The 21,691-nt window shown below is 73.7% G+C and carries 18 protein-coding genes; 12 read left to right on the forward strand and 6 right to left on the reverse strand.

The features are described from left to right. Positions 1 to 46: 46 nt before the first annotated feature. The 4 genes from ACWGR4_RS41110 to ACWGR4_RS41125 all read left to right on the forward strand — a co-directional run bounded on the left by ACWGR4_RS41110 (position 47) and on the right by ACWGR4_RS41125 (position 4,623). Entirely contained in the window at positions 47 to 493 is a 447-nt protein-coding gene (locus ACWGR4_RS41110; protein ID WP_452129135.1) for a DUF4440 domain-containing protein, read from the forward strand. 190 nt (positions 494 to 683) lie between these two features. Continuing rightward, the gene (locus ACWGR4_RS41115; RefSeq protein ID WP_452129134.1) at positions 684 to 1,070 is read left to right on the forward strand and encodes an ArsR/SmtB family transcription factor; all 387 of its coding nucleotides are present in this window, start codon (positions 684 to 686) and stop codon (positions 1,068 to 1,070) included. 29 nt (positions 1,071 to 1,099) lie between these two features. After that, on the forward strand, positions 1,100 to 2,320 hold the full coding sequence (locus ACWGR4_RS41120) for a malic enzyme-like protein (RefSeq protein WP_452129133.1): 1,221 nt from the start codon (positions 1,100 to 1,102) through the stop codon (positions 2,318 to 2,320). 176 nt (positions 2,321 to 2,496) lie between these two features. After that, a complete protein-coding gene (locus ACWGR4_RS41125; protein WP_452129132.1) occupies positions 2,497 to 4,623 on the forward strand; it encodes a hypothetical protein in 2,127 nt (708 codons plus the stop codon). A gap of 78 nt (positions 4,624 to 4,701) precedes the next feature. Here the strand turns inward: ACWGR4_RS41125 and ACWGR4_RS41130 are convergent, their stop codons facing one another. Beyond that, positions 4,702 to 6,432 (reverse strand): hypothetical protein, encoded by a 1,731-nt coding sequence (locus ACWGR4_RS41130; RefSeq protein ID WP_452129131.1) that lies wholly within the window; start codon positions 6,430 to 6,432, stop codon positions 4,702 to 4,704. Between the two features lie 279 nt (positions 6,433 to 6,711). Here ACWGR4_RS41130 and ACWGR4_RS41135 point away from each other — a divergent pair, with 279 nt between their 5' ends. Next, a complete protein-coding gene (locus ACWGR4_RS41135; RefSeq protein ID WP_452129130.1) occupies positions 6,712 to 7,917 on the forward strand; it encodes an alpha/beta fold hydrolase in 1,206 nt (401 codons plus the stop codon). A 25-nt stretch (positions 7,918 to 7,942) separates the two neighbouring features. Here ACWGR4_RS41135 and ACWGR4_RS41140 read toward each other — a convergent pair whose 3' ends face one another. Beyond that, positions 7,943 to 10,432: a hypothetical protein gene (locus ACWGR4_RS41140; RefSeq protein WP_452129129.1), complete on the reverse strand. Its 2,490-nt coding sequence runs from the start codon at positions 10,430 to 10,432 to the stop codon at positions 7,943 to 7,945. Between the two features lie 526 nt (positions 10,433 to 10,958). Between ACWGR4_RS41140 and ACWGR4_RS41145 the strand changes: the two genes are divergently transcribed. Then, positions 10,959 to 11,174, forward strand: coding sequence for a DUF4287 domain-containing protein (locus ACWGR4_RS41145; protein WP_380009429.1), 216 nt, complete (start codon positions 10,959 to 10,961; stop codon positions 11,172 to 11,174). A 22-nt stretch (positions 11,175 to 11,196) separates the two neighbouring features. On the opposite strand, the gene ACWGR4_RS41150 is transcribed toward ACWGR4_RS41145, so the two are convergent. Continuing rightward, positions 11,197 to 11,796 (reverse strand): helix-turn-helix domain-containing protein, encoded by a 600-nt coding sequence (locus ACWGR4_RS41150; protein WP_380009426.1) that lies wholly within the window; start codon positions 11,794 to 11,796, stop codon positions 11,197 to 11,199. An 80-nt stretch (positions 11,797 to 11,876) separates the two neighbouring features. On the opposite strand from ACWGR4_RS41150, the gene ACWGR4_RS41155 reads away from it, so the two are divergent. Beyond that, on the forward strand, positions 11,877 to 12,896 hold the full coding sequence (locus tag ACWGR4_RS41155) for an NAD(P)/FAD-dependent oxidoreductase (RefSeq protein WP_452129128.1): 1,020 nt from the start codon (positions 11,877 to 11,879) through the stop codon (positions 12,894 to 12,896). Between the two features lie 28 nt (positions 12,897 to 12,924). Here the strand turns inward: ACWGR4_RS41155 and ACWGR4_RS41160 are convergent, their stop codons facing one another. Continuing rightward, on the reverse strand, positions 12,925 to 13,872 hold the full coding sequence (locus ACWGR4_RS41160; protein ID WP_452129127.1) for a helix-turn-helix domain-containing protein: 948 nt from the start codon (positions 13,870 to 13,872) through the stop codon (positions 12,925 to 12,927). 192 nt (positions 13,873 to 14,064) lie between these two features. Here ACWGR4_RS41160 and ACWGR4_RS41165 point away from each other — a divergent pair, with 192 nt between their 5' ends. After that, entirely contained in the window at positions 14,065 to 15,126 is a 1,062-nt protein-coding gene (locus tag ACWGR4_RS41165) for an alkene reductase (protein WP_452129126.1), read from the forward strand. Positions 15,127 to 15,313: 187 nt separating this feature from the next. On the opposite strand, the gene ACWGR4_RS41170 is transcribed toward ACWGR4_RS41165, so the two are convergent. Next, positions 15,314 to 15,679 (reverse strand): MerR family transcriptional regulator, encoded by a 366-nt coding sequence (locus ACWGR4_RS41170; RefSeq protein ID WP_452129125.1) that lies wholly within the window; start codon positions 15,677 to 15,679, stop codon positions 15,314 to 15,316. 108 nt (positions 15,680 to 15,787) lie between these two features. Between ACWGR4_RS41170 and ACWGR4_RS41175 the strand changes: the two genes are divergently transcribed. From ACWGR4_RS41175 to ACWGR4_RS41185, 3 genes are all read left to right on the forward strand, one after another. Further along, positions 15,788 to 16,687, forward strand: a complete 900-nt coding sequence (locus ACWGR4_RS41175; protein ID WP_452129124.1) for an NAD(P)-dependent oxidoreductase — start codon at positions 15,788 to 15,790, stop codon at positions 16,685 to 16,687. 61 nt (positions 16,688 to 16,748) lie between these two features. After that, complete coding sequence (locus tag ACWGR4_RS41180) at positions 16,749 to 17,180, forward strand: TIGR03618 family F420-dependent PPOX class oxidoreductase (RefSeq protein ID WP_439679186.1); 432 nt, start codon at positions 16,749 to 16,751, stop codon at positions 17,178 to 17,180. Between the two features lie 286 nt (positions 17,181 to 17,466). Further along, positions 17,467 to 18,135: a DUF4232 domain-containing protein gene (locus tag ACWGR4_RS41185; RefSeq protein ID WP_380009405.1), complete on the forward strand. Its 669-nt coding sequence runs from the start codon at positions 17,467 to 17,469 to the stop codon at positions 18,133 to 18,135. Positions 18,136 to 18,179: 44 nt separating this feature from the next. Here the strand turns inward: ACWGR4_RS41185 and ACWGR4_RS41190 are convergent, their stop codons facing one another. Then, positions 18,180 to 20,189, reverse strand: a complete 2,010-nt coding sequence (locus tag ACWGR4_RS41190) for a hypothetical protein (protein WP_452129123.1) — start codon at positions 20,187 to 20,189, stop codon at positions 18,180 to 18,182. A gap of 207 nt (positions 20,190 to 20,396) precedes the next feature. On the opposite strand from ACWGR4_RS41190, the gene ACWGR4_RS41195 reads away from it, so the two are divergent. Then, positions 20,397 to 21,617 (forward strand): glycosyltransferase, encoded by a 1,221-nt coding sequence (locus tag ACWGR4_RS41195; protein ID WP_452129122.1) that lies wholly within the window; start codon positions 20,397 to 20,399, stop codon positions 21,615 to 21,617. The last annotated feature ends 74 nt before the right edge of the window (positions 21,618 to 21,691 follow it).

The raw sequence follows: 21,691 nt of genomic DNA on the forward strand, positions 1-21,691 counted from the left end.
CCTCCCGCGTGCCGCCCGACCGCCCTCTCCGATAGGACCCGCACCGATGACCACCCCTTCCACCTCCCGCGACGCCCACCGCCCCGCCGGGTCGGCCGAGGACCGCGCCGCCGTGTGGAGCGCCCTGCTCGACATCTACGCCGGCTTCACGGCCGGCGACCGGGAGCGGATCGACCGCCGGATCCACCCCGAGGCCACCATCTGGGACTCGGCCGCCCCCGAACTCCTCTTCGGCCGCGCCGATCTGGACCGCATCCGGGCCGAGCGCCCGGTCGGCCCCGACGCCCCGGTGGTCACCGGGATCCACGCGAGCGACGAGGTGATCGACATCTGGGACGACACCGCCCTCGCCCGCTACAACCTGCGCGTCGACTTCGCCCCCGCCGCCGACGGCACCGTCCTGCCCTCGGAACACATCCGCAACACCGCCGTGGCCCGCCGCTTCCCCCAGGGCTGGCTCGTCGTCCACAACCACGAGGACGTCCTCGGGTAACAACCCCGCACACCCGGCCCGGGTAACCCCGCACACCCGGCCCGGACGGCCTCCGCCGCCCGAGCCGGGCGGCGGGGCTGCGGTGGGACTTGCTAAGGTGTGCGATTGCTCAATCCGCGCAGATGCGAGGAGCATGCCTCGGCGTGCGCCGGTTTCGGCCGGGCACGGCGCGCGGGAAGGACGTGGAGCGGTGAGCACACCCCTGTACGAAATGAAGGCCGAGTTCTTCAAGACGCTCGGTCATCCCGCCCGCATCCGGGTGTTGGAACTGCTCAGCGAGCGCGAGTACGCGGTCGCCGAGATGTTGCCCGAGGTCGGCATCGAAGCCTCGCGGCTGTCCCAGCAGCTGGCCGTGCTGCGGCGGGCGAACCTGGTGGCGGTCAGCCGCCGCGAGGGCTCGACCGTCTACTACACGCTGACCAGTCCGCGGGTGGCCGACCTGCTCGCGGTCGCGCGCGGGATCCTGACCGGGCTGCTCACCGACCAGGTGGGCCTGCTCGAAGACCTGCGTGCGACGACGCCGGGGGCGTCCGCGGCCATCGCCGCGGACGATGGGGCCGGGAGCTCGCCGTGCTGAGCCGGGGGCGGGGCGACGCGGAACGGCCCGTGCCCAATCCCGCCTACAGCGTCCGGATCCACATCCCGCCCGACGCCGACGCGATCGTGGAGAGCGTGCTCGCCGACGCCCCCGGCACGGTCGTCCGCCGGGCGGACGAACCGGACGTGACCGGCGCGCGGCGGATCACCCTGGACGCCGACGGCCCGCGTACCCTCGCCTGGCTCACCCGCACCCTCGCGCACCGCCTGGGCGCCGACCTGCTGCACGCCCAGGACCCCGTCTTCACCACCGCCTCCACCGGCAAACTCACCCTGCGCGTCTGCGCTGCCACCAGCACCGGACACGACGTCGCGCTCCTGGACGCGGACGCCGACCGCCGGGTCGTCTCGCACCTGGCCGCACACCCGGAACAGATCGACCGCTACACCGGACGCGGCCACCGCGTCGCGCTGATCAGCGACGCCAGCGCCGTCCTCGGCTTCGACGAACTGCCCGCCGACGCGGTCCTGCCCGCCCTCGAATCGCAGGCCGTACACCTGCGCCGGGCCACCGGACTCGACGTCTTCCCGCTGCCCGTGGCCACCCCCGACGTCACCGACATCGCCCGCGCGGTACGCATCCTGGCCCCCGGCTTCGCCGCCGCGGTGCTGGTACACACCCGCCTGGACCGGGTCACCGTCACGCACGCCGCGCTCGGCCCGACCCCGCCGGTGCTGCTCCTGGACACGATCAACGACGGCCTCGCGCCGGCCACCGCCGCCGCCACGGTCAACGCCCTGGTCAACCGTGGCCTCAACCCGCTCTCCGCCCGGGTGATCGTGGTCGACCCCGCCGCCGGCGGCGACCTCGCCGGACTGCTGATCGCCTGCGGCATCGCCGACCTGACCCTGTTCGACCCGTTCACCCACCGTGCCGACGCGCTGCACACGATCGCCGACGGCGCCGATCTGATCGTCGACCTCACCGCCTTCGCCACCCCGCCCCCGGGCGTCCCGGTCCTGCGCGCCCGTCCCGACACCCCGCCCGCCTTCGGCGCCACCACCACCGGGCCACGCCCGCTGCACGCCCTCCCGGGCCTGCTCACCGCGGCCACCACCACCCGCCGTGCGATCACCGGCCACGCCCGGATCGCCGCCGTGTACGCGCTGATCGAGAACACCCCGCGCAACGCGCTCCTGCCCCCCACCGACCAACCCGGACTCACCGCCGTGGTCGCCGCGGCGGCCACCCGGGCGCTCGACAACGACCCGGACCGGGACCGGGGCTGACGCCGGGATCGGGGTCGAGACCCCGTCGCGGCGCCCCTTCGGTCACCCGCAGGCATGATCCGGTCGCGGTTCGGTGATGATTCGGGTGGTCGGGAATGGGCGTGTCCGGTGTCGGATCGGCGGGCGAACGGCCATCCTGGGGTCGGCGGGTCCGGTCGTTGCGGAGGAGACATCGGGTGGGCGATCGGGGCGAGGACACACGGGACACGACGGCCGAAGACGGCGGTCCCGGAAACGGGTTCGCCGACGGGGACGGCCATCGGGCGTCGCCCGGACGCGACTTCGGCGGTGTCGCCCTCGCGCCCGTGCCGACACGTCTGATCCCCCGACAGATCCCGCCCTCGCATCGCGACTTCGTCAACCGCGACGCCGAACTCCGAGCCCTCGAAGAGGTCCTGGCCGGCGGACTGCACGGCCCGGGCCCCGGCGTGGTCGCCCTCACCGGTCTGGGCGGCGTCGGCAAGACCGCGCTCGCCGCGCACTGGGCCGCGCGCGCCGCCGGCCGTTTTCCCGACGGACAGCTCTATGTCGACCTCGGGCAGAGCCGGTTCGAGGGCACGATCGACGTCGGCAGCGTGCTCGGCGCGTTCCTGCGCGACCTTGGCGTCGACGAGGCGTACATCCCGCCCACCCTGGCCGGGCGCGCCGCCACCTTCCGCTCCGCGACCGCCGGCCGCCGACTGCTCGTGTTCCTCGACAACGCCCGGCACGCCGCCGAGGTCCGCGCCCTGCTGCCCGCCTCCGGCATGGTCATCGCCACCAGCCGGACCCGCATCGACGGGCTGATCCTGGACGGCGCCCGCGCGGTGGTCCTGGACCCGCTGAGCGTCCCGGCCGGCACGTTGCTGATCCGCCGCTGGTTGGGCGACGGCCGCGCCGCCGACGGCGAACTGGCCGAACTGGTGCGGCTGTGCGGGGGACTCCCGCTGGCGCTGCGTGCGGTGGGCGCGCGCCTGATCCGGCGCCGCCGGCTGAGCGTGGACCGCGTGCTGACCGAACTCGCCGACGCGGAGCACGGGTTGGACGCCCTGGCCAACCACGAGGGGGTGCACGTGGAACGGGTCTTCGACGCCGTCTACGACAGCTTCTCGCCGGCGGCCCAACGGCTGTATCGCATGCTCGCCGCCCACCCCGGCCCCACCTTCACCCCGGCCCTGGCCGCGGCGGCGACCGGCGAACCCGATGCCGCCGCACACCTGGACGAACTCGTCGACGCCCACCTGGTCGAGGAGATCGACCCCGACGGCACCGGCGAGGAGCGCCACCGCTTCCACGACCTGGCCCGCCTGCACGCCCGGCGGCACGCGCTGCGCGATCCGGAGCCGGAACGGGAGGCGGCGCTGCGCCGCATCGTGGCGTATCACCTGGTCGCTGCCGACACCGCCGACCGCCTCGTGCTCGGCTCCCGGCTCCGGCTCGGCGGCGACGCGAGTACGGCATCGGCAGCCACGCCGACCGCCCCGCGGTTCGCCGGGCGCGCCGAGGCGCTGGACTGGTTGGACGCCGAACGCGCCGACCTGCTCGCGGTGCTGCGGGCGGCGGCGAGCCGGGGGTGGCACGACGCGGTGTGGCGCCTGTGCGAGTCGTTGTGGGCGCTGTACCACAGTCGCAAGCACTACGCCGACTGGATCGAGAGCCATCAACTGGGCATCGTGGCCGCGCAGTGGGAGCGCCGACCCGACGCCGAGGTCCGGATGCGCAATCAACTCGCCCGCGCGTTTCACGAGTTGCGCGACCACGAGCGGGCCGAGACGGAACTGCGGCGGGCCGAGGAGCTGTTGTCGATCGTGTCCGACCCGCGCCTGAGCGGGGTGGTGTGGGAGACCCAGGGCCTGCTGCACCTCGCCCGGTCGAGCCCCGAGGACGCGGTGCGCTCGTTCACCCGGGCCCGGGAGGCCAATGCCGGCGACGCGCACGGCATCGTGGTGCAGAGCTACAACCTCGGCGGGGCGCTGCTGGCCGCCGGTCGGCCGGACGAGGCGCTGCGGGTGCTGGACGAGGCGCTGGCCACGGCCGACGCGGCCGGCGACGAGGCGATGCGGCCGCGGATCGCCATCGTGCGCGGCCGGGTCCAGCACACGCTCGGCGCCACGGACCGGGCCGTCGCGAGCCTGACCGAGGCGGTGCGGACGGCCGCGCGGCTGGGGCAACACGTCAAGGAGGCCCAGGCGTTGGAGGCGCTGGTCGAGGTCGCGGTACACACGGGCGACGCCGACCTGGAGCAACACGGCCGGGCCCGACTGGGCGTGCTGTACCGCGAACTGGGCGTGCCGGCGCCGGAGCCGGGGGCCGACCGGCCCTGACCGCCGGCCGGGCCCGAGCGGCAACCGCATCGGGCTCGGACCTCGAACCGCCCCGAACCACCGCTGTGGCGACGCCGATCAGCCCCGGCTCGACCCCGTCCCCGGCCCCGGGGTCTCCATGGTGAACGCGACCTCCACCTCCCGCTCGCCCGTGCGGATCCGGATGCCCTCGCGCAGCGTCGTGGGATGTCCGCCGGCCATCGCCCACAGATGCAGCGCACAGCCGAGCACCACGGGGTCCAGCCACGGCCGGTTCGTCCCCCACGCCCGCACGGTGGACGCCTCCAGCAGGATGCCGCCGCGCAGGCGCACCAGATGTCGGCCCTCGTCCAGCGCGGCCACCGCCACGCTCAGCCCCGGCAGTTCGCCCGCCGTCTCGGCCGCCCACGCGGGCGCGGCCGGTTCCGCGAACGGGTCGGTGCGTACCACCACTTCCGCGCCGGCCCGGCGCCGCAGGTCCACCTCGTCGGCGGTCACCGCGTAGAACCCCCGCGCCTCGTCGTGCCCGGGCAACACCGGGAACCGCCGGACGGTCACCGTGGCCGTCGCCCGCGTCGAAGCCGTCGCCTCGGCCGGCACCACCGAACCCGTCGCATCCCACCGGGTGGGACCGCCGCCGAACTCCGGGCGCGGATCGGCGACCGGCCGCACCACCGGCTCCTCGGCGGAGGGCGGCAGGCCGAGCTGCGCGTAGAGCAAATCCCGCAGCAGGCGCGGCGATTCGCCGATCGCCCCCAACGAGCGGGCGGTGATCGGGTGCAGCGCTCCCGGCTTGTGCTCCTCGGCGGTCCGGAGCAGCTGCGCGTACAGATCCCCGTCCGGGTCCAACCGGGGCGCCTCCCGGGCGAACGCGGCCGTGGGCGAGGCCGGATCGACCTCCCCCTCGCCGGTCGCCGCGAGCAGCGTCACCCGATCCAGGCCCGCGCCGTAGAACGACACCGAACCGTGGTCGCCGACCACCCAGTCGGCGGCGATCAGCGCGGCCTGCCAACCCCGTTCGGGCGGCACGATCAGCAACCCGGCGTCCAGCGCGTCGGCCAGGAGCCGGTCCCGCACGTTGAACGGCCCGTGATAGCTCCACACGTTCGGATGCAGCACCACCGCCACCACGAACTCGTCCACCGGCAGTTCGCCGATCAGCCGCAGCGGCAGCTCCGGATGCCGACCCAGCAGCGAATGCTCGCTCCAGGTCGAACTGACCACGACCAGCCGCCGGCCGTGCACCGCGCCGAACGGCTGCCGGTAGCGGCGCCGCCGGGACAGGCTGAGCACGATCCGGTGGAAGCACGGATCGCCGATCACCACCGAAACCGGCAGCGCCTCGGGGCACGTGCGGGCGAGCAACTCCCACTGCTCCTCGTGGGACAGCCCGATCGCGGCCGGGAACACCCGCCCGTCGTGGGTCAACTCCCGCCGGGACAACCCCGCCGGCGACTCGCCGTCCCCCGTCGACGCCGGCACCAGGCGGTTGTATCCGGCGCCGTGCGGCATCACCACCAGCGGCGCGTCCAGGTGCCGCATGTCCGCGTGGACCGCCGCCGCCACCGCGAGATCGAAGCGACGACTCGTCGCCTCGGCCCACGACAACACCCGCACACCGAGCGAACCCAGGTATTCCGGCAGCCCGTTGGCGAACGCCGAGCCGGGGTTGATGGTGAACGACACCTGGATGCCGTGCTCGGGACGCAGCAGGGGAAGCACGTCGAGCAGACGCGTGGCCGAGGTGAGCGTGCGGACGACGGCGAGCACTTCGAAGTCGGTCCGCAGGGTGCCCCAGCGGGAACCCTCGGGGCTATCGGATACCAGCAAAGGTCACTCCGGGCGACGACGCGCGTGAAGACGGGTGATCACGATGCCAGCCAAGTCCGCCCACCTTCCGGCTCACCGGACCCCGCCACGCCGAGCCGACCCGCCGCGCCGAGCCGAGTCGCCACGCCGAGCCGAGTCGCTCCGGCGGCCGGGCGCGGGTGGCTTCGAGCCAAGTTTGGTCAAGTGGGCCTCGCCGGCGGGCGACGGTGTCCAGGATGACCCCATACGCGCCGCGCGCCGGCAGGGCGACCGGCACACCTCTCGGAAAGCGGGGTCGCGATGACCGCACCCGAACGGGTCGTACCGCCGGAGGGCGACGACTTCTACCTTCCACCCGTCCCGCTGCCGCCGGGGGAGTACGGGGACGTGATCCGATCCCGCCCGCTCACCGGCGTGGCCGCGCTCCGCTCGGCGAGCCACAACGAACTGGTGCTCTATCGTTCGGAAGCCGTCGACGGCACACCGATCGCGGTGTCCGGCATCGTCGCGCTGCCGCCCGCGCCCGCGCCCGACGGCGGCTATCCGCTGATCGGCTGGGCGCACGGCACCCTCGGACTGGGTGACAAGTGCGCGCCCTCGCGCGACAACGAGGAGATCGCGGCCGAACTCCCCGAGCACCACGAGATCAACCAGTCCCCGCACGTGCTGCTGAACGCGCTGCTCGAAGCCGGCTGGGCGGTCGCGATGACCGACTACGAGGGTATGGGTACACCCGGCCCGCATCCCTTCCTGCTGGGCCGATCCGAGGCGCACGGCGTGCTCGACCTGGTCCGCGCGGCGCGCCGGCTGTACCCGGTGATCTCCGACCGGTTCGCCCTCGTCGGCCACTCCCAGGGCGGCCAGGGAGCGCTGTTCGCCGCCCACCACGCCGATCGCATCCCGGAGTTCACCCTGCTCGGCGTGGCGGCCCTGGCCCCGGCCTCGCACATCGTCGAGGACCTGATCGCCGGAAGCGACTACGACGGCTACACCGGCGGCCTCGCCTTCACGCCCCTGCTGCTGACCGGCGCGATCATCGGTTCCCGGGCGGAGGCGACCGAGGAGCGGCCGGCCATCGACGCGCTGGAGGTGCTGAGCACCGAGGCGTACACGCTGTTCACCGCCTCCGCCGACCGATGCCGGGTCGAACTGTCCGCGTGCGAGGCGTGGGGCGGCATCAAGGGCAACGCCCAGTTCCGGGGGAGCCTCACCCAGGATCCCAATCCGCATCAGCGGGAGTTCCTGCGCCAGGTCGAACGCACCAATCCCGCCCTGACCATCCCGGTGCCGATCCGCGTCTCGCACGCGCAGCGGGACGAACGGGTCAAGATCGCGTACAGCACCAGACTGGTGGCCGAACTCGGCGAGTTGGGCAATGACATCGTCTACCGGATCCATGCGCGGGTCGCCGACGGCGGCAGCTTGGGGGCGCACTTCGGGCTGATCGAGACCGACGTCCCGGAACTGCTCGCCTGGCTGCGCGACCGGGAGCGGGCGAAGCACTGACCGGTGCCGGAGCGAGTGCCGGTGCCTACGTGCCGGTCGCCGCGCGGGCGGTGGACAGCAGTTCGCTCACCGTGCCGGTGAAGTCCGGCAACATCGCGTAGGCGGTCGTCCAGGCGTCGGGGCTGCCCGCCAGGTGGATGTCGACGAGCAGGTCCAAGGCCTCGTCGACCGCCTGCGGGACGACGCCGTGCGGCGCGTCGGTCAACGTGCGCAGCACCATGCCGGCGGGGCGGCCGTGCCGGAGCCACTGCTCGGGGTCGACCGCGCCGTCGGTGAGTGCGTCCGTGATCAACCCGGGCCAATCGGCGGCGGATCGGCGCCGGCCGAGGAACGGGTACACGGCGCGCAGGAGATCGCGAGCGAGGGGCCACGCATGCCGTGCGAGTTCCGCCAGGTCGCAGTACTCGCCGGCGTGTTCGGCCAGTGCCCGGGTCGGTTCCTCGGGCAGGTCCGGCCGGACGTCGGCGAGTACTTCGAGCGCCTTGACGGAGAGCGGTTCGGCGCGGTGCGCGGCGAGGATCGTCGACCAGCCGGGGTCGGCGACGGTCTCCAGGAAGCCGCGTGCGCCCAGGCTCGGCAACAACGCGACCACGCCGCCCGCCCGGGCCCGCTCCTCCCAGTCGGTGATGGTTTCCGCCAGGAGCCGATCGGCATCGGCGGGTGTCGCCCGGTCCGCCCGGGCGACCACCCCGCTCGGGTCCGTGCCGAGGTTTTCCCGGACGTGGTCGGCGCCGTCCGGGTGCAGGGTGTTCTGGGCGAGCATGGCGGTGACGCGCGAGTCTCCGACGGCCAGTGCCGCGCGGTAGGCGTGCAGCGACTCGTGGACGGTTGCCCGGTAGTGGTCGCGATAGAGCCGGGACGGCCGGGCGGTCGGGTCTTCGACGGCGATGGCGATCAGTGTCCGGCGCAGCGCGGGCAGCCGGGCGGGGTCGCGCAGCAACCGCTCCCGAACCCGCGGCGACGTGCGCGGACGGGTGAAGATTCCCACGTCGATCGCGGGAGCGGCGGCGGCGAGCAGCGCGGCGTCGACGTCGGCGCCGCCGGGCCGGCCGTACAGATCGGCGGTGAACTCGGGCGGCAGATGGGCGGCGACGCGCGCGATCGTGTCCGGGGTGGTCTCGCGCAACAGTGCGCACAACGCGGCGTGGCGTTGCCGGCCGGAGTCGTGGCTGTAGGGCCGGAGGTAGTCGGCCCAGATCGGCGGGGCGGGGTCCGGGCCGTCGGCCGCCGCCGACGCCGCGTCGAGCAGATCGGGCAGGGTGCCGGGGTACTCCGGGCCGAGCCGGGCCAGGTGCAGCCACCCGGGGACGTCGTCACCGAGCCGGTCGCGGACGAGTCGGGCCAGTTCGGCGTCGACCAGCGCGAAACGCTCCCGCCGGCGTCGCTGCGTCGCCGGTCGCGCCGCGGCCTGGACGTAGTTCTCCAGGAACGCCCACGCCGGCGCGGCCTCGGCGACCAGGTCGGCCGCGGCCGGAGCGTCGGCGGTACGGGTGGGCTCGCACGCGTCCAACAGGGCGGCGGTGAGATCGCCGTCGTCCACGCCCTCGGCCGCGGGCCACCGCTCCAGCCGCGGCCGGCCGTCGGGGCCGACGCCGACCAGCGCCCGCAGCGCCGCGTGGTCGAGCCCGTACCGGCGCACGAGGCAGACCACGTCGTCGGAGAACAGGGGCGATCGGTGGTGGGCGTCGAGGACCGGGCCCCACGCGAAGGTGTGCGGGGCGACCATGACCCGGTTCACCGCCGGGGACAGACGTGAGCGCGACGGGTCCTCGATCGCTCGCAACCGCCGGACGAAGCCCTCCGGTCGGGCCGCGTCGAGGATGGTGGTCTCCACGTCGGCCCGGACCTTGGGCCGGTCGAGTGCCTCGCGCATCTGCCGGTGCAGTCCCCGATAGGCGCCGTCGAGATCGCGCGTCCACGGTCGCACGGCATCGGGTCCCTCCAGGTCCCACAGCCGCAGCAGGGCCAAGGCCCGTTCGGCGCGGGTGAGCCGACCGTCGGCGCCGAGCGTGTGCAGCGTGTGCCGGACCAGGTCGGGATCGGCCGCGACCACGGCGGGCGCGAGCACGGTGTACTCGGTCGTCGCGAGCAGGCGGGCCCGGAGCGCGGGATGCACGGGTACCGGTCCGACCGGCACGAGCCCGGCCGCCACCCGCTCGGTCGGCGGCAGGCATCCGGGTGGACCGCCGGCCAGGATCAGCCGGCACATCAGCGGCGAATCGGGTTGGTAGAGAAGGGCGTTCGTGTCCGGCTCGGCGCGGCGGTACAGGTCCCACAGCGGACTGTCGTAGTGGGTGAGGTGTCCCGGCTTGGCCCGGAACTCGAGATCGCCGGCCAGTACGATCCGGTCGATGTCGTCGCCGTGTGCGTACATCCAGTCCAGGAGGGCGTCGGGGCTGCCGAGTGCCCCGGCCACGAGCCGACCGCGGGTCGGGGCGCCCAACCGCGCGGCCACCGCCTCCACTTCGGCGGCGTCGGCGTGGCACAACAAACGTATGAACGCCGCCTCCGCCATGCCGTGCCATTTCTCTCGTGCGCGCGTTCCCGGGCCGCCCGCCGACGTTACGCGCCATCCGTCGGGATACTCCACCCAATCATCCGCCGCCGGGCCGTCGCGGGCGGGGTCGCGCTCGGCCGCTTTGCGGCGCCCGCGCGAGGCATGAACACCCCTCGGGGCGGCCGGTTTTCCCGGACGGGAGAGCACCCCGGACGGCCGGTGCGGCGGTGGCGTGGTGGCGCCGTCGGGCGGCCGGCTCCCGCGAACGGCGCGCCGATCCGACTCCGCGACCGCGACGCGGGAGTGGGGCAGTCCTGGATCGTGGAGAAGGACGGCGCGCCGCGCGCGATGGGGAAGCGCCCGGACGACCTGGGTGGACACCCCCGGGACGGGGTCGGGGGCAACTCCGGACCGTCCCGAAGCAGCCGCCCACCGCCGGTCGAACCGGGTGTGACCCGGATCTCCACGGCATATCGATGAGTTCCCGGGGGGCCGGCGGTCCTATCCTCGACGGCATCGGAACGACCGCGTGAGGAATACGGACATGAGCGACAAGCCGAAGGGCCCGGCGGCCTACTTTCCCTCGATCGAGGAGAAGTACGGTCGGCCGATCGAGGAGTGGCTGGGCCTGGTCCGCTCCTCGCCGCTGACCAAGCACATGGAGTTGGTGTCCTGGCTCAAGAGCGAGCATGGCCTGGGCCACGGTCACGCCAACGCGCTGGTCGCCCACGTGCGCGCCGAGCAGTCGACCGCCGGGTAGTCGTCGGTCGTCGTGCCGGGGATCAGGCGCTGCCCGGCGGCGTCGTGGTGGGGCGGGCGCGCAGGTGGGCGCGCTCGCCCTGGGTGCCGAACAGGCTGAGGAATTCCACCGATCGGGCGTCGACCGCGTCGAACCAGTGCGGCACGCGGGTGTCGAACTCGGCCGCCTCGCCGGGCGTGAGCACCAGATCCTGCTCGCCCAGGATCAGCCGCAACCGCCCGTTGAGCACGTACAGCCACTCGTAGCCCTCGTGGGTCTGCGGGTCGGGCTCCCCGCGCAGGCCGCCGGCGGAGATGACCAGCTTGTACGCCTGGATGCCACCCGCCCGGCGGGTCAGCGGCACCATCGTCATGCCGAAGCGGGTGATCGGACGCAGATGGATGCGCGGGTCGCCGGTCGGCGGGGCGTCGACGAGTTCGTCGAGGGTGACCCCGTGTGCCCGGGCCAGCGGGAGCAGCAATTCGAGGTTGGGGCGGCGGGAGCCGGATTCCAGGCGGGACAGCGTGCTCACCGAGATGCCGGTGGCCGCCGCCAGGTCGCCCAGGGTGATCTTGCGGTCGCGGCGCAGCGCGCGCAGGCGTGGGCCGACGGCGGTGAGGGCGGAGTCGAGATCGTCGTCCATGCCGTCGAGTTTGCCATATCGGCAAGTAATGTTGCCGGAATTGTGGATGCGTCGCATGGTCGTAATCGGAGGTGGTCGCGATGACCGATCGGCTGATGGACGGCTATGACGTGGTGGTGATCGGTGGCGGTGCCGCCGGATTGAACGGGGCGCTGATGCTGGCCCGGGCGCGCCGCTCGGTGGTGGTGATCGACGCGGGCGCACCCCGCAACGCCCCGGCCGGGGGGGTGCACGGCCTGCTGGCCCGGGAGGGCATGCCACCGGCCGAACTGGTCGAGCGGGGCCGGGCGGAGGTGCGCGGATACGGGGGGCACGTGGTGACCGGCGAGGTGGACGCGGTGGCCCGGGAGGCCGACGGCTTCATGGTGGCGTTGGCCGACGGGCGTACCGTGCGGGCCCGGCGGCTCCTGGTCACCACCGGGCTGGTGGACGAACTGCCCGAGGTCTCCGGGCTGCGCGAGCGGTGGGGGCGGGACGTGCTGCACTGCCCGTACTGCCACGGCTGGGAGGTGCGCGACGGGGCGATCGGCGTGCTGGCGAGCGGGCCGCTGTCGATGCACCAGGTATTGCTGTTCCGGCAGTGGAGCGACGACATCACCTTCTTCCCGCACACCATGGCGCCGCCGACCGGGGAGGAGGCCGAGCAGTTGGCGGCCCGGGGGATCCGGGTGGTGGCCGGCGAGGTGGCATCGGTGGAGGTCGTCGACGACCGGCTGGTGGGTCTGCGGCTCGCGGACGGGACGCTGATCGAGCGCGACGCGCTGGCGGTGGCCACGCGGATGGTGGCACGCGCCGACTTCCTTGCCGGTCTCGGGCTGCGGGCGGTGGCGCATCCGTCGGGGGCGGGCGAGTACGTCCCCGCCGACCCGACCGGCCGCAGCGAGGTGCCCGGAGTTTGGCTCGCGGGCAACGTGACCGACCTGATGGCGCAGGTCGGCGCCGCGGCGGCCGGGGGCGCGGCGGCGGGCGCGCAGATCAACGCCGACCTGGTCGCCGAGGACACCCGGCGCGCGGTCGCCGCGTACCGGGACGTGTTCTCGGCCGCGAGCGAGGCGCGGGTGTGCGAGAAGGTGCTGGGGGAGCGTCGGCACGGCCTGTGACGCCGGGGGCGTCGGCCCGGTGTGCCGGTCAGGGGCGTGGGTCCGGTAGCTCCTGCGGTGTGGGGTCGGTGCCCCAGCTGGCCAGCAGGCGCAGGTTTTCCGCGGCGATCGGGTCGGTCGGCACGTGGTGGATCGTCAGGCACTGTTCGGGGTCGTCGGGCAGGCGCAGGGTCTCGAACGGGAGGGTCAGCTCGCCGATCACGGGGTGGTGCAGACGCCGGCTGCCGTGACTTTGCTCCTGGACGTCGTGCCGGGCCCACAACCGGCGGAACTCCTCGCTCCCGGACGAGAGTTCGTCCACCAGCGCGGTGAGGCGCGGGTCGTCGGGATAGCAGCCGGCGTCCAGGCGCAGGGTGCCGACGACGTCCACCGCCTTCGATTCCCAGTCCACGAACAGGCGGCGGTAGCCGGGGTTCAGGAAGACCAGCCGGCCCCAGTTGCGCTCCCGGTCCGGGAGTTCGTCCCAGTCGCCGAACAGGGCCGCCGCCGGGCGATTCCAGGCGAGGACGTCCAGCCGCCGACCGGTGACGTACGCGGGCATCGTGTCCATGGCGGTCAGCAGCGCCCGCAGGCCGGGCCGCACCTGCTGGCGCCGCGACGCGGTGTAGCGCCGGTGCGGCTGGTGCCGGCACTTGGACAGGTGCGTGAGGTGGGCGTGCTCGATCTCGGTCAGCCGCAGCGCCCGGGCGATGGCGTCGATCACCTCGGTCGACACGTTGTGGCCCTTGCCCTGTTCGAGCCGGGTCAGGTAGGCGACCGACACCCCGGCCAGCTGGGCCAACTCCTCACGGCGCAGCCCCGGTACGCGCCGGTGCCGCCCGGTGACCGGCAGCCCGACGTCCTCCGGGCCGAGCCGGGCCCGCCGGGTGCGCAGGAACTCGCCGATCCCGTCGCGCGGATCGATCGGCCGCCCCCCGCCGGGGCGCGCGGCCTCGTCCGTACGGATGCGATCGTGGACGCCGTTCGTGCCGTTCATGTCGTTCATTGTCCACGGCCGGGCGGGCGGGCGCGGGGGCCGAGGCTGACCCTGGCAGTGGTAGGAACGGCGGTCCTGAGCGGAACGGAGGTCTGGCAGCGCGGGCCCGGGGCGGGCAGGGTCGAGTGCAGGTACATGCACACAATCGGTGCCGCTACCGCCCCCGTTTCCGCTTCCGGCGAAAGAGCCCCCATGCACTCTCCCCTGCTCGACCCCTATCGCGGCCCGAACCTGCACCTGCCCAACCGGGCGGCGATGGCGCCGATGACCCGCTCGCGCGCCGACGACGCCACCGGGGTCCCTACGCCGATCATGGCCGCCTACTACGCCCAGCGCGCCGCCGCCGGCCTGATCGTCAGCGAGGGCATCTGGCCGCATCGCCTCGGCAAGGGCGGCCCCGGCGTGCCCGGCCTGACCGACCCGGCGCAGGTGGCCGGCTGGCGGGAGGTGACCCGCGCGGTACACGCCGAAGGCGGGCGCATCTTCGCCCAGCTGTGGCACGTGGGCCGGGTCAGCCACCCCGATCTCCTCGACGGGGCAAGGCCGGTCGCCCCCTCCGCCGTGGCGATCACCTCCGGCGCCATCCACACCGCCGCCGGCCCGAAGCCCTATGTGCGCCCGCGCGAGTTGTCGACCGCCGAGGTCGCCGCGTCGGTCGAGGCGCATGCCGAGGCCGCGCGCAATGCCGTCGACGCCGGTTTCGACGGAGTCGAGATCAGTGCCGCCTACGGCTATCTGCTCGCCCAGTTCCTCGCCGACAGCGCCAACCGGCGCGCCGACGGCTACGCCGACCACGTGCGCTTCCCGATCGAGGTCGTCGAGGCGGTCGCCGCCGCGATCGGGCCGGAGCGCACGGCCTTGCGGATCTCCCCGGACAACACGCAGCTCGACATCATCGAGGCCGATCCGGCGACGCGCTACCGCCGACTGGTCGGCGCGCTGGACGGGATGGGGCTGGCGTACCTGCACGTGGTGCAGTCGGGGGTCTATCCGGCGCTGGCCGACCTGCGGCCGCGCTGGGGCGGCACGCTGATGGCGACGTACGACGGCGCCGAACCGGGCGGCCACGAACGGGCGGAGCACGCGGTGCGGACCGGGCTCGCCGACGTGTACGCCTTCGGTCGACTGTTCCTGGCCAACCCCGATCTGCCCCGACGCCTCGCCGCCGGCGCCGTGTTCAACCGACCGCTGAAGACCGGCCACTACGGCGGCGGTGCCGAGGGTTACCTGGACTACCCGCGCCTGGACGGGTGATCGGGGTCGATCCCGCCCCGGGACGGCGGCGATTCCCGGAGTCGGGCGCGGGGGAGGATTCCGGGCGTGACCGACTCCGGGCACTACCTCGACGGTGCGTCCGAGCAATTCGCCGATCGAGAAGGGGCGCGCGGCGATCCGCGAACTGGGTCACGAGCCCTGAGCAGGTCCGCCGACGGCCGGGGCGTCAGTGCGGGGCGCCGGCGCGTTCGGAGGCGTCGAGGTAGGTGTGCAGCGCCCGGCGGGTGTGGGTGAGCGCGTCGATGCGCTGGTCCAGTCCGTCCAGGCGGGTGCGCAGGAAGTCGGTCAGCTCGCCGCAGGGGGCGAACTCGGGGGCCGCGCCGATCGCGCAGGGCAGCAGATACGCGATGTCCTGGGTGGACAGCCCGGCTTCGAGCAGGCTGCGGATCTGGGTGACGGTGAGGACGGCATCGGCGTCGTACTCGCGATAGCCGTTGGCGCCGCGCGCGGGTTCGAGCAGGCCCTGGGCCTCGTAGTAGCGCAGTTGGTGGGTGTGTACCCCGGTCCGTCGACTCAGTTCCCCGATCAGCACGTGCGCGCTCCTGGTGGACGTTCGTGGTCGACCTTCGCGGTTGACCTTCATACCGGTGTGAACGTCGATGATCCTGCCACAGGCATCGCGTCACACGAAGGAGCCACGATGGGAAGGCACGACGTCGACCGCACACCCGTGACGGTCATCGGTCTGGGGCACATGGGTCGGGCACTGGCCGACACCCTCCTGCGCGAGGGATACCCCACCACGGTGTGGAACCGTTCGCCGGCCAAGGCCGACGACCTCGTCGCGCGGGGCGCGTGGCTCGCCCCGTCGGTCGCGGACGCCGTCGCGGCCGGCGCGCTCGTGGTCGTCTGCGTCACGGACTATGCCGCCGTGCGCGAACTGCTCGACCCGCCGGCCGGGACGTTGGCCGGTCGGACCCTGGTCAACCTGACCACGGGCACCTCGCGGGAGGCCCGGGAGACCGCCGCGTGGGCGGCGGGGCACGGCGCGGACTACCTCGACGGCGCGATCCTGGGCGCGCCGACCGCGATCGGTACGCCCGAGGGGGTGATCCTGTACAGCGGCCCGCCGGCCGCCTTCGAGCGGCACGAGGCGGCGCTGCGGAGCCTGGGCGGCGGGACCGCGTACCTCGGCGCGGACCAGGGTCTTTCCGCGCTCTACGACGCGTCCATGCTCGGTCTGATGTGGGGCATCCTGAACGGTTTCCTGCAGGGGGCCGCGCTGCTCGACACCGCGGGGGTGAGCGCGGGCACGTTCGCGCCGGTGGCCCGGCAGGGGTTGGCGACGGTGGCCGACTGGCTGGCCGGCTACGCCGCGCAGATCGACGAGGGCAGCTATCCGGTGCTCGACGCCAGTATCGACACGCACCTCGCGTCGATGGAACACCTGGTGCACGAGAGCGAATCGTTGGGCGTCGACGCCGCGTTCCCGAGGCTGGTCCGGGCCGTGGCCGAGCGGGCGGTGGCCGACGGGCACGGCGGCAGTGGTTACGCGGCCGTGATCGAACAGCTCCGTGCGCCGGCCGGGACCCGCCCGTGATCGGCGATCGGGCCGGGCGCGGGGGGAATACGCGGCGCCCGATCGGGAATTGGGCCCTGACATGAGCACCTCATCGTTCGACCCGCATTCGCTGCTCGCGCAGAGCCGCCTCGGCGTGCTCGCGACCATCAAGGCGGACGGCCGCCCCCAACTGTCCCCCGTGATGCCCTTCTACGATCGAGCGGCCGGCGTGCTGCACGTCTCGATGACCGAGGGCCGGGCCAAGACCGCGAACCTGCGCCGCGACCCGCGCGCGACACTCGAGGTCACCAGCTCGGACGGCGGCTCCTGGGCCACCGCCGAGGGCGTCGCGACGCTGATCGGACCGGGCACCGACCCGGACGGTCCCGAGGTCGACGCGCTGGTGGACTACTACCGCGCGGCGGCCGGGGAGCACCCGGACTGGGCGGAGTACCGGTCGGTGATGGTGTCCGATCGTCGGGTGCTGATGACGATGACGGTCGACCACGTCTACGGAGCCAGAATCCGCTGACCCGTCCGGCCCGTTCGCCCGTCCAGCGTGACCGGCGGTACCGATGGGACCCGCGTGGATCACGTCGACGGGTGTGGGTCGGGCGGGGGTCGGGCGCGGTGGCGGGCGACGGCCTCGCGGACCGTGGGGGTCGGGCCGGGGCCGACCCCCGCGCGGGTGCCCACGACCCCTCCGTCACCGAATGATCACCGACCGCACCACGCGTACGGCAGGCGATTCGTACCCCTATATTGATCTGCGCTCTGCCCGGGGAACCAACAACCGGGCACTACACGGGGGAATCACCATGTCTGCTTTCGTGCGCCTCGGCGCGGTCGTGATCGCCGGCTGTGCGGTGCTGGGCCTGTCCGCCTGCAACGACGAGGACAAGGAAAAGAAGGCCACCACGGCGGACCCGGGAGGCCGGGCCATCACCGCCCCGGCCACCGCCGCCGCGACCGGCACCACACCCTCCCCGACCGCCTCCGGCGCCGCGACCAGGCCCGCCGGCACGCCGACCTCGACCGCCAAGTCGACCGGTACCCCCGGCGGGGAGTGCGCACAGGACCAGATCTCGCTCAAGGTCGACTACCCGGCCGGGCACAAGGACGTGCTGTTGGTCGTGGGCACCAACACCGGCGCGGCGGCCTGTGTGCTGCCGGGTTGGCCGCAGGTGTACGCGGGCGGTACGGCCGGCCGGGACGTCGAGCACGGCAACGACTACCAATACCCGTTCCAGACGCTCAAGCCCGGCGGCACCGCCTACGCCGCCTTCCACCCGGCACCGCCGGCCCCGGGCGGCGGCTCGGAGATCGCCGACATCCAGGTGGCGGTGGAGGCGAACAAGGCCGGGCAGACCGGCAAACGGCTGCCGGTGCACGCGCTCGACAAGCCGAGCGGCCAGCTGTTCGTGAACGCCGATGCCGTCATGGGTGGTTGGTATCCCACGACGGCCGCGGCGATCGCCGCGAAGTAACCCTCGGCAAGGTGGGCGGGATCCCGATCCCGCCCATCGGTGGGTCAGCGGGGGCCGTTGCCCTGTTCGACGCGCTTCCAGGCGTCGGCGAACAGTTCCGGCAGGGTCCGGTCGAAGTCGGCGCGGAAGTAGATGGTGAGGCTGTCGGGTACGAGACGGATACCGAGGAAGGTCGCCTTCCAGGTCTCCATCGAGTGGTATTCCGGCGTGTGCGCCTCCGCCCACGGGCCCGGCAGGAAGAGGCCCCGGTAGGCCCGGGAGCGTTTGTCGGGGACCGCCAGGCCCGCGTCGATCAGGGCCGTCGCGGCCTTGCGATGGCGGGTCGGGGTCCAGCCGTTCCAGGTGCGCACCCTGCGGTCGGTCGGGGCCTCCAGGACCAGCAGTTGCAGGTACAGGGCCGCCGCGTCGGGCGACAGTGCCAGTGACGCGGCGACCCGGTCGACCAGTTCCGGGACGCTCGCGGCGGGGTTCGCCTCGTACGCGCCCGGGGGCAGCGCGCCGGAACGCACTCGCTCGACCACGCCGGTGAAGTAGTCGCTGCGGATGCGCCGGACGTGGTCGACGGCGCCCCTTCCATGGAAGCCGTTGCGCCTGTCGGTGAGTTGCCTCGTGCGCTCGGCGTCGACATCCAACAGGGCGGGACGGAAGCACAGTTGGGGGGAGTGCCGGTACCGGCCGTAGTGCGACGGCGGCGGTGCCCCGATCGCCACGGTCAGCCCGTCGTCGAACGCCGGCGCGGTCAACGGCTCCGGGCTCCGGTAGGGATCCGGGCCGAAGAGCGCGCGCAGGTCGTCGTCCGTGATTTCTCGCGGGCCGTCGCCGCCGTGGAGCAGCAGTCCGGGATGGGCCAGTCGCGCGCGAAGTTCCTCGATCAGGGTGGGCAGACTTTCCCGGATCGGGTCCCCGGCGGGCAGTTCGGCGTACACGGTCGGCACGAGCATCGCCACGTCCTGCAGCAGGTGGGCCAGGCGCCGGGGTTCGTCCGTCGTGCCCGAGGCGTCGACCAGCCTGATGGAGGTCTCCGAGGCGTGCGGCCGGGTGTCCAGATCCTTGGCGACCAGCGGCTCGTCGGCGGGGTGGGCGAGGGTCGCGCAGATCTCGGCGGCCGGTGTCCGCGGCTTCTGCGCGGCGATCAGCGCCCGTGAGGTCTCCGGGATCGGGGCGTGGTGACCGCGCCGGGCCCGCCACGCGGCGGCGATCCGGCCGGCGACCTCGCGCGGGCCGGTCGGCGACCACAACTCGGCGGGGTCGGCCGGCAGCGCGTGGGCGAACAGGTCGAGCCGGTCGGTGTCGGTCAGCGGTGCCAATTCGGCCTCGGCGGGCTTGGCCTCGGTGGTGGTCAGGCCCAGGGCGTGGCGCTCCTCGCGCGCCGGGAACGGGTCGGGGGAGGACGGCGTCCCGGGGTTGGCGGCCAGCAGGAGGGTGGCCGCGGCGCGGGAGATCCCGGTGGCGTCGACGAGCAGGGCAACCGCCTCGGGGTCCCACGGCATCGGGCCGCGGGTCCGCACCAGGGCGACCAGTTCGCGGATCTGCCCGGCACTGCCCCAGGCGCCGCGCGGCACGTCGACGACATCGGTCATCGGGCCCAACTCGGGTGCCTCGGCGGCCCCGCGCCGAAACTCCAGGACGCGGATGCCCTTCCAGACGTGGAACAGCTTGATCGTGGCGCCGTGTTCGTCGCGTATCCCGGGTGCGAACACGCTCGGTTCGGACACCTTTCCGGTGCGCCATCGGGCGTCGGCATCGACGAATGCGGTGTCGGACCAGACCTCCAACAGGGCGAGCAGGCGCTCGCGGGCCTCCTCCGGGGCCGACGGCGCCGCGGCGCGCAACGCGATCGCGCCGATCCGGCCGATCAGCGCCGCCCATTCGCCGTGCCCGACGGGCTCGGGGGCGGGATGCCCGGCGGGCGGGTCCCACGTGCCGGCCAGGTATCCGCCGACGCGTTCGAGGCCGGCGAGCGAGGCGCCCCGCCAACTCCCGCCCGTGTGGAGCAACCCGGTGACGGCCGCGGCCACACCCTCGTCGTCGATCGCCTGAAAGTTGTGTGCCATGGCCCCTTTCTAGCCCGCCGCCCGGACAAAGCGGCCGGTGGAGGGGGTTCGTCGCGCATGTTCGGGTCGGGGCGGGCGGGGGGACTTGCGGCAAGGCCCCCGTGCGGGCCCACAATGCCGACTCACGGTGATCGACTACCGGCTGATCGTGACCACGACGGTGTCGCGACGGCCGGGTCCGAGGTCGATGCGGGAGAGGGAGTTTCGATGCGTGTGTTGTTGTCGACGATCGGGTCGCGGGGCGATGTGCAACCGATCGTCGCGTTGGCGCTGGAGTTGCGCGACCTCGGGGAGGACGTACGGGTGTGCGCGCCGCCGGACTTCCGGGCCTGGCTCGAAGGACTCGGGATCGAGTTCGTGCCGATCGGTCCGGAACTGGCCGGGACCGCAAAGGCCGACCCGGCCGCGGGTCCGCCCACGCCCGAGCAGCGGCGGCGGCTGATCGAGGGCACGGTGGCGACCCAGTTCGACACCATCCCGGCGGCGGCCGCGGACTGCGACGTCATCGTGGCGGCCACGGCCCTGCAGATCGCGGCGCGTTCGGTGGCCGAGTCGATGGGAATCCGCTACGTCTACGCGAGCTATTGCCCCATCGCCCTGCCGTCCACCCGGCATGCGCCGCCCCCGATGCCGGGACGGCCGCCGAGCGAGGGCGGCGCCGACCACGCCGCGCTGTGGGCCGAGGACGCCCGGCGCCTGAACGACCTCTGGGGGCCCGCTCTCGACGCGCATCGCGCCGGCTTCGGACTGGGGCCGGTCGACGACGTGCGCGGCCACATGTTCACCGAACAGCCGTGGTTGGCCGCCGATCCGACGCTCGCGCCCTGGCCCGGGCCGGCGGATTCGGGTGTGGTGCAGACCGGCGCCTGGATCCTGCCCGACGAACGCCCGCTCGCCGCCGAGGTGGAGGCATTCCTCGACGCCGGCGAACCGCCCGTGTACTTCGGCTTCGGCAGCGTCCGTGCCCCGCACGACCTCGGCAAGAGCATGATCGAGGCGGCTCGGGCGCTCGGACGCCGTGCGATCGTGCTCCGAGGTTGGGCCGAACTCGCGATCCCGGACCGGGAATCCGACTGCCTGTCGATCGGCGAGGTGAACCATCGGGCGCTGTTTCGCCGGGTGGCGGCCGTTGTGCACCACGGCGGGGCCGGTACCACCACCGCGGCCGCACGGGCGGGCGCGCCGCAGGTGATCGTCCCGCGGCACTACGACCAGCACTACTTCGCCCGGCGGGTGGTCGAACTCGGCATCGGACACGCGCACGCGCCCGGGACGGCGACCACCGACTCGCTCATCGCGGCGCTCGACGACGTCCTGCGGCCCGAGCCGGCGCAGCGCGCCGCGGCGGTTGCCGGTCGGGTACGGACCGACGGGGCGCATGTCGCGGCGCTGCGCTTGCTCGCGGCAGAGCGCCAGGGGCCGTGTTGAGCCGTCGGGCACGGCAACGGCCTTGGCCGGCACGTCGGTTGCCTGGATCGGGCCCGCCGACGGACGCGTCGGCG

This window comes from Embleya sp. NPDC055664, assembly GCF_053618075.1.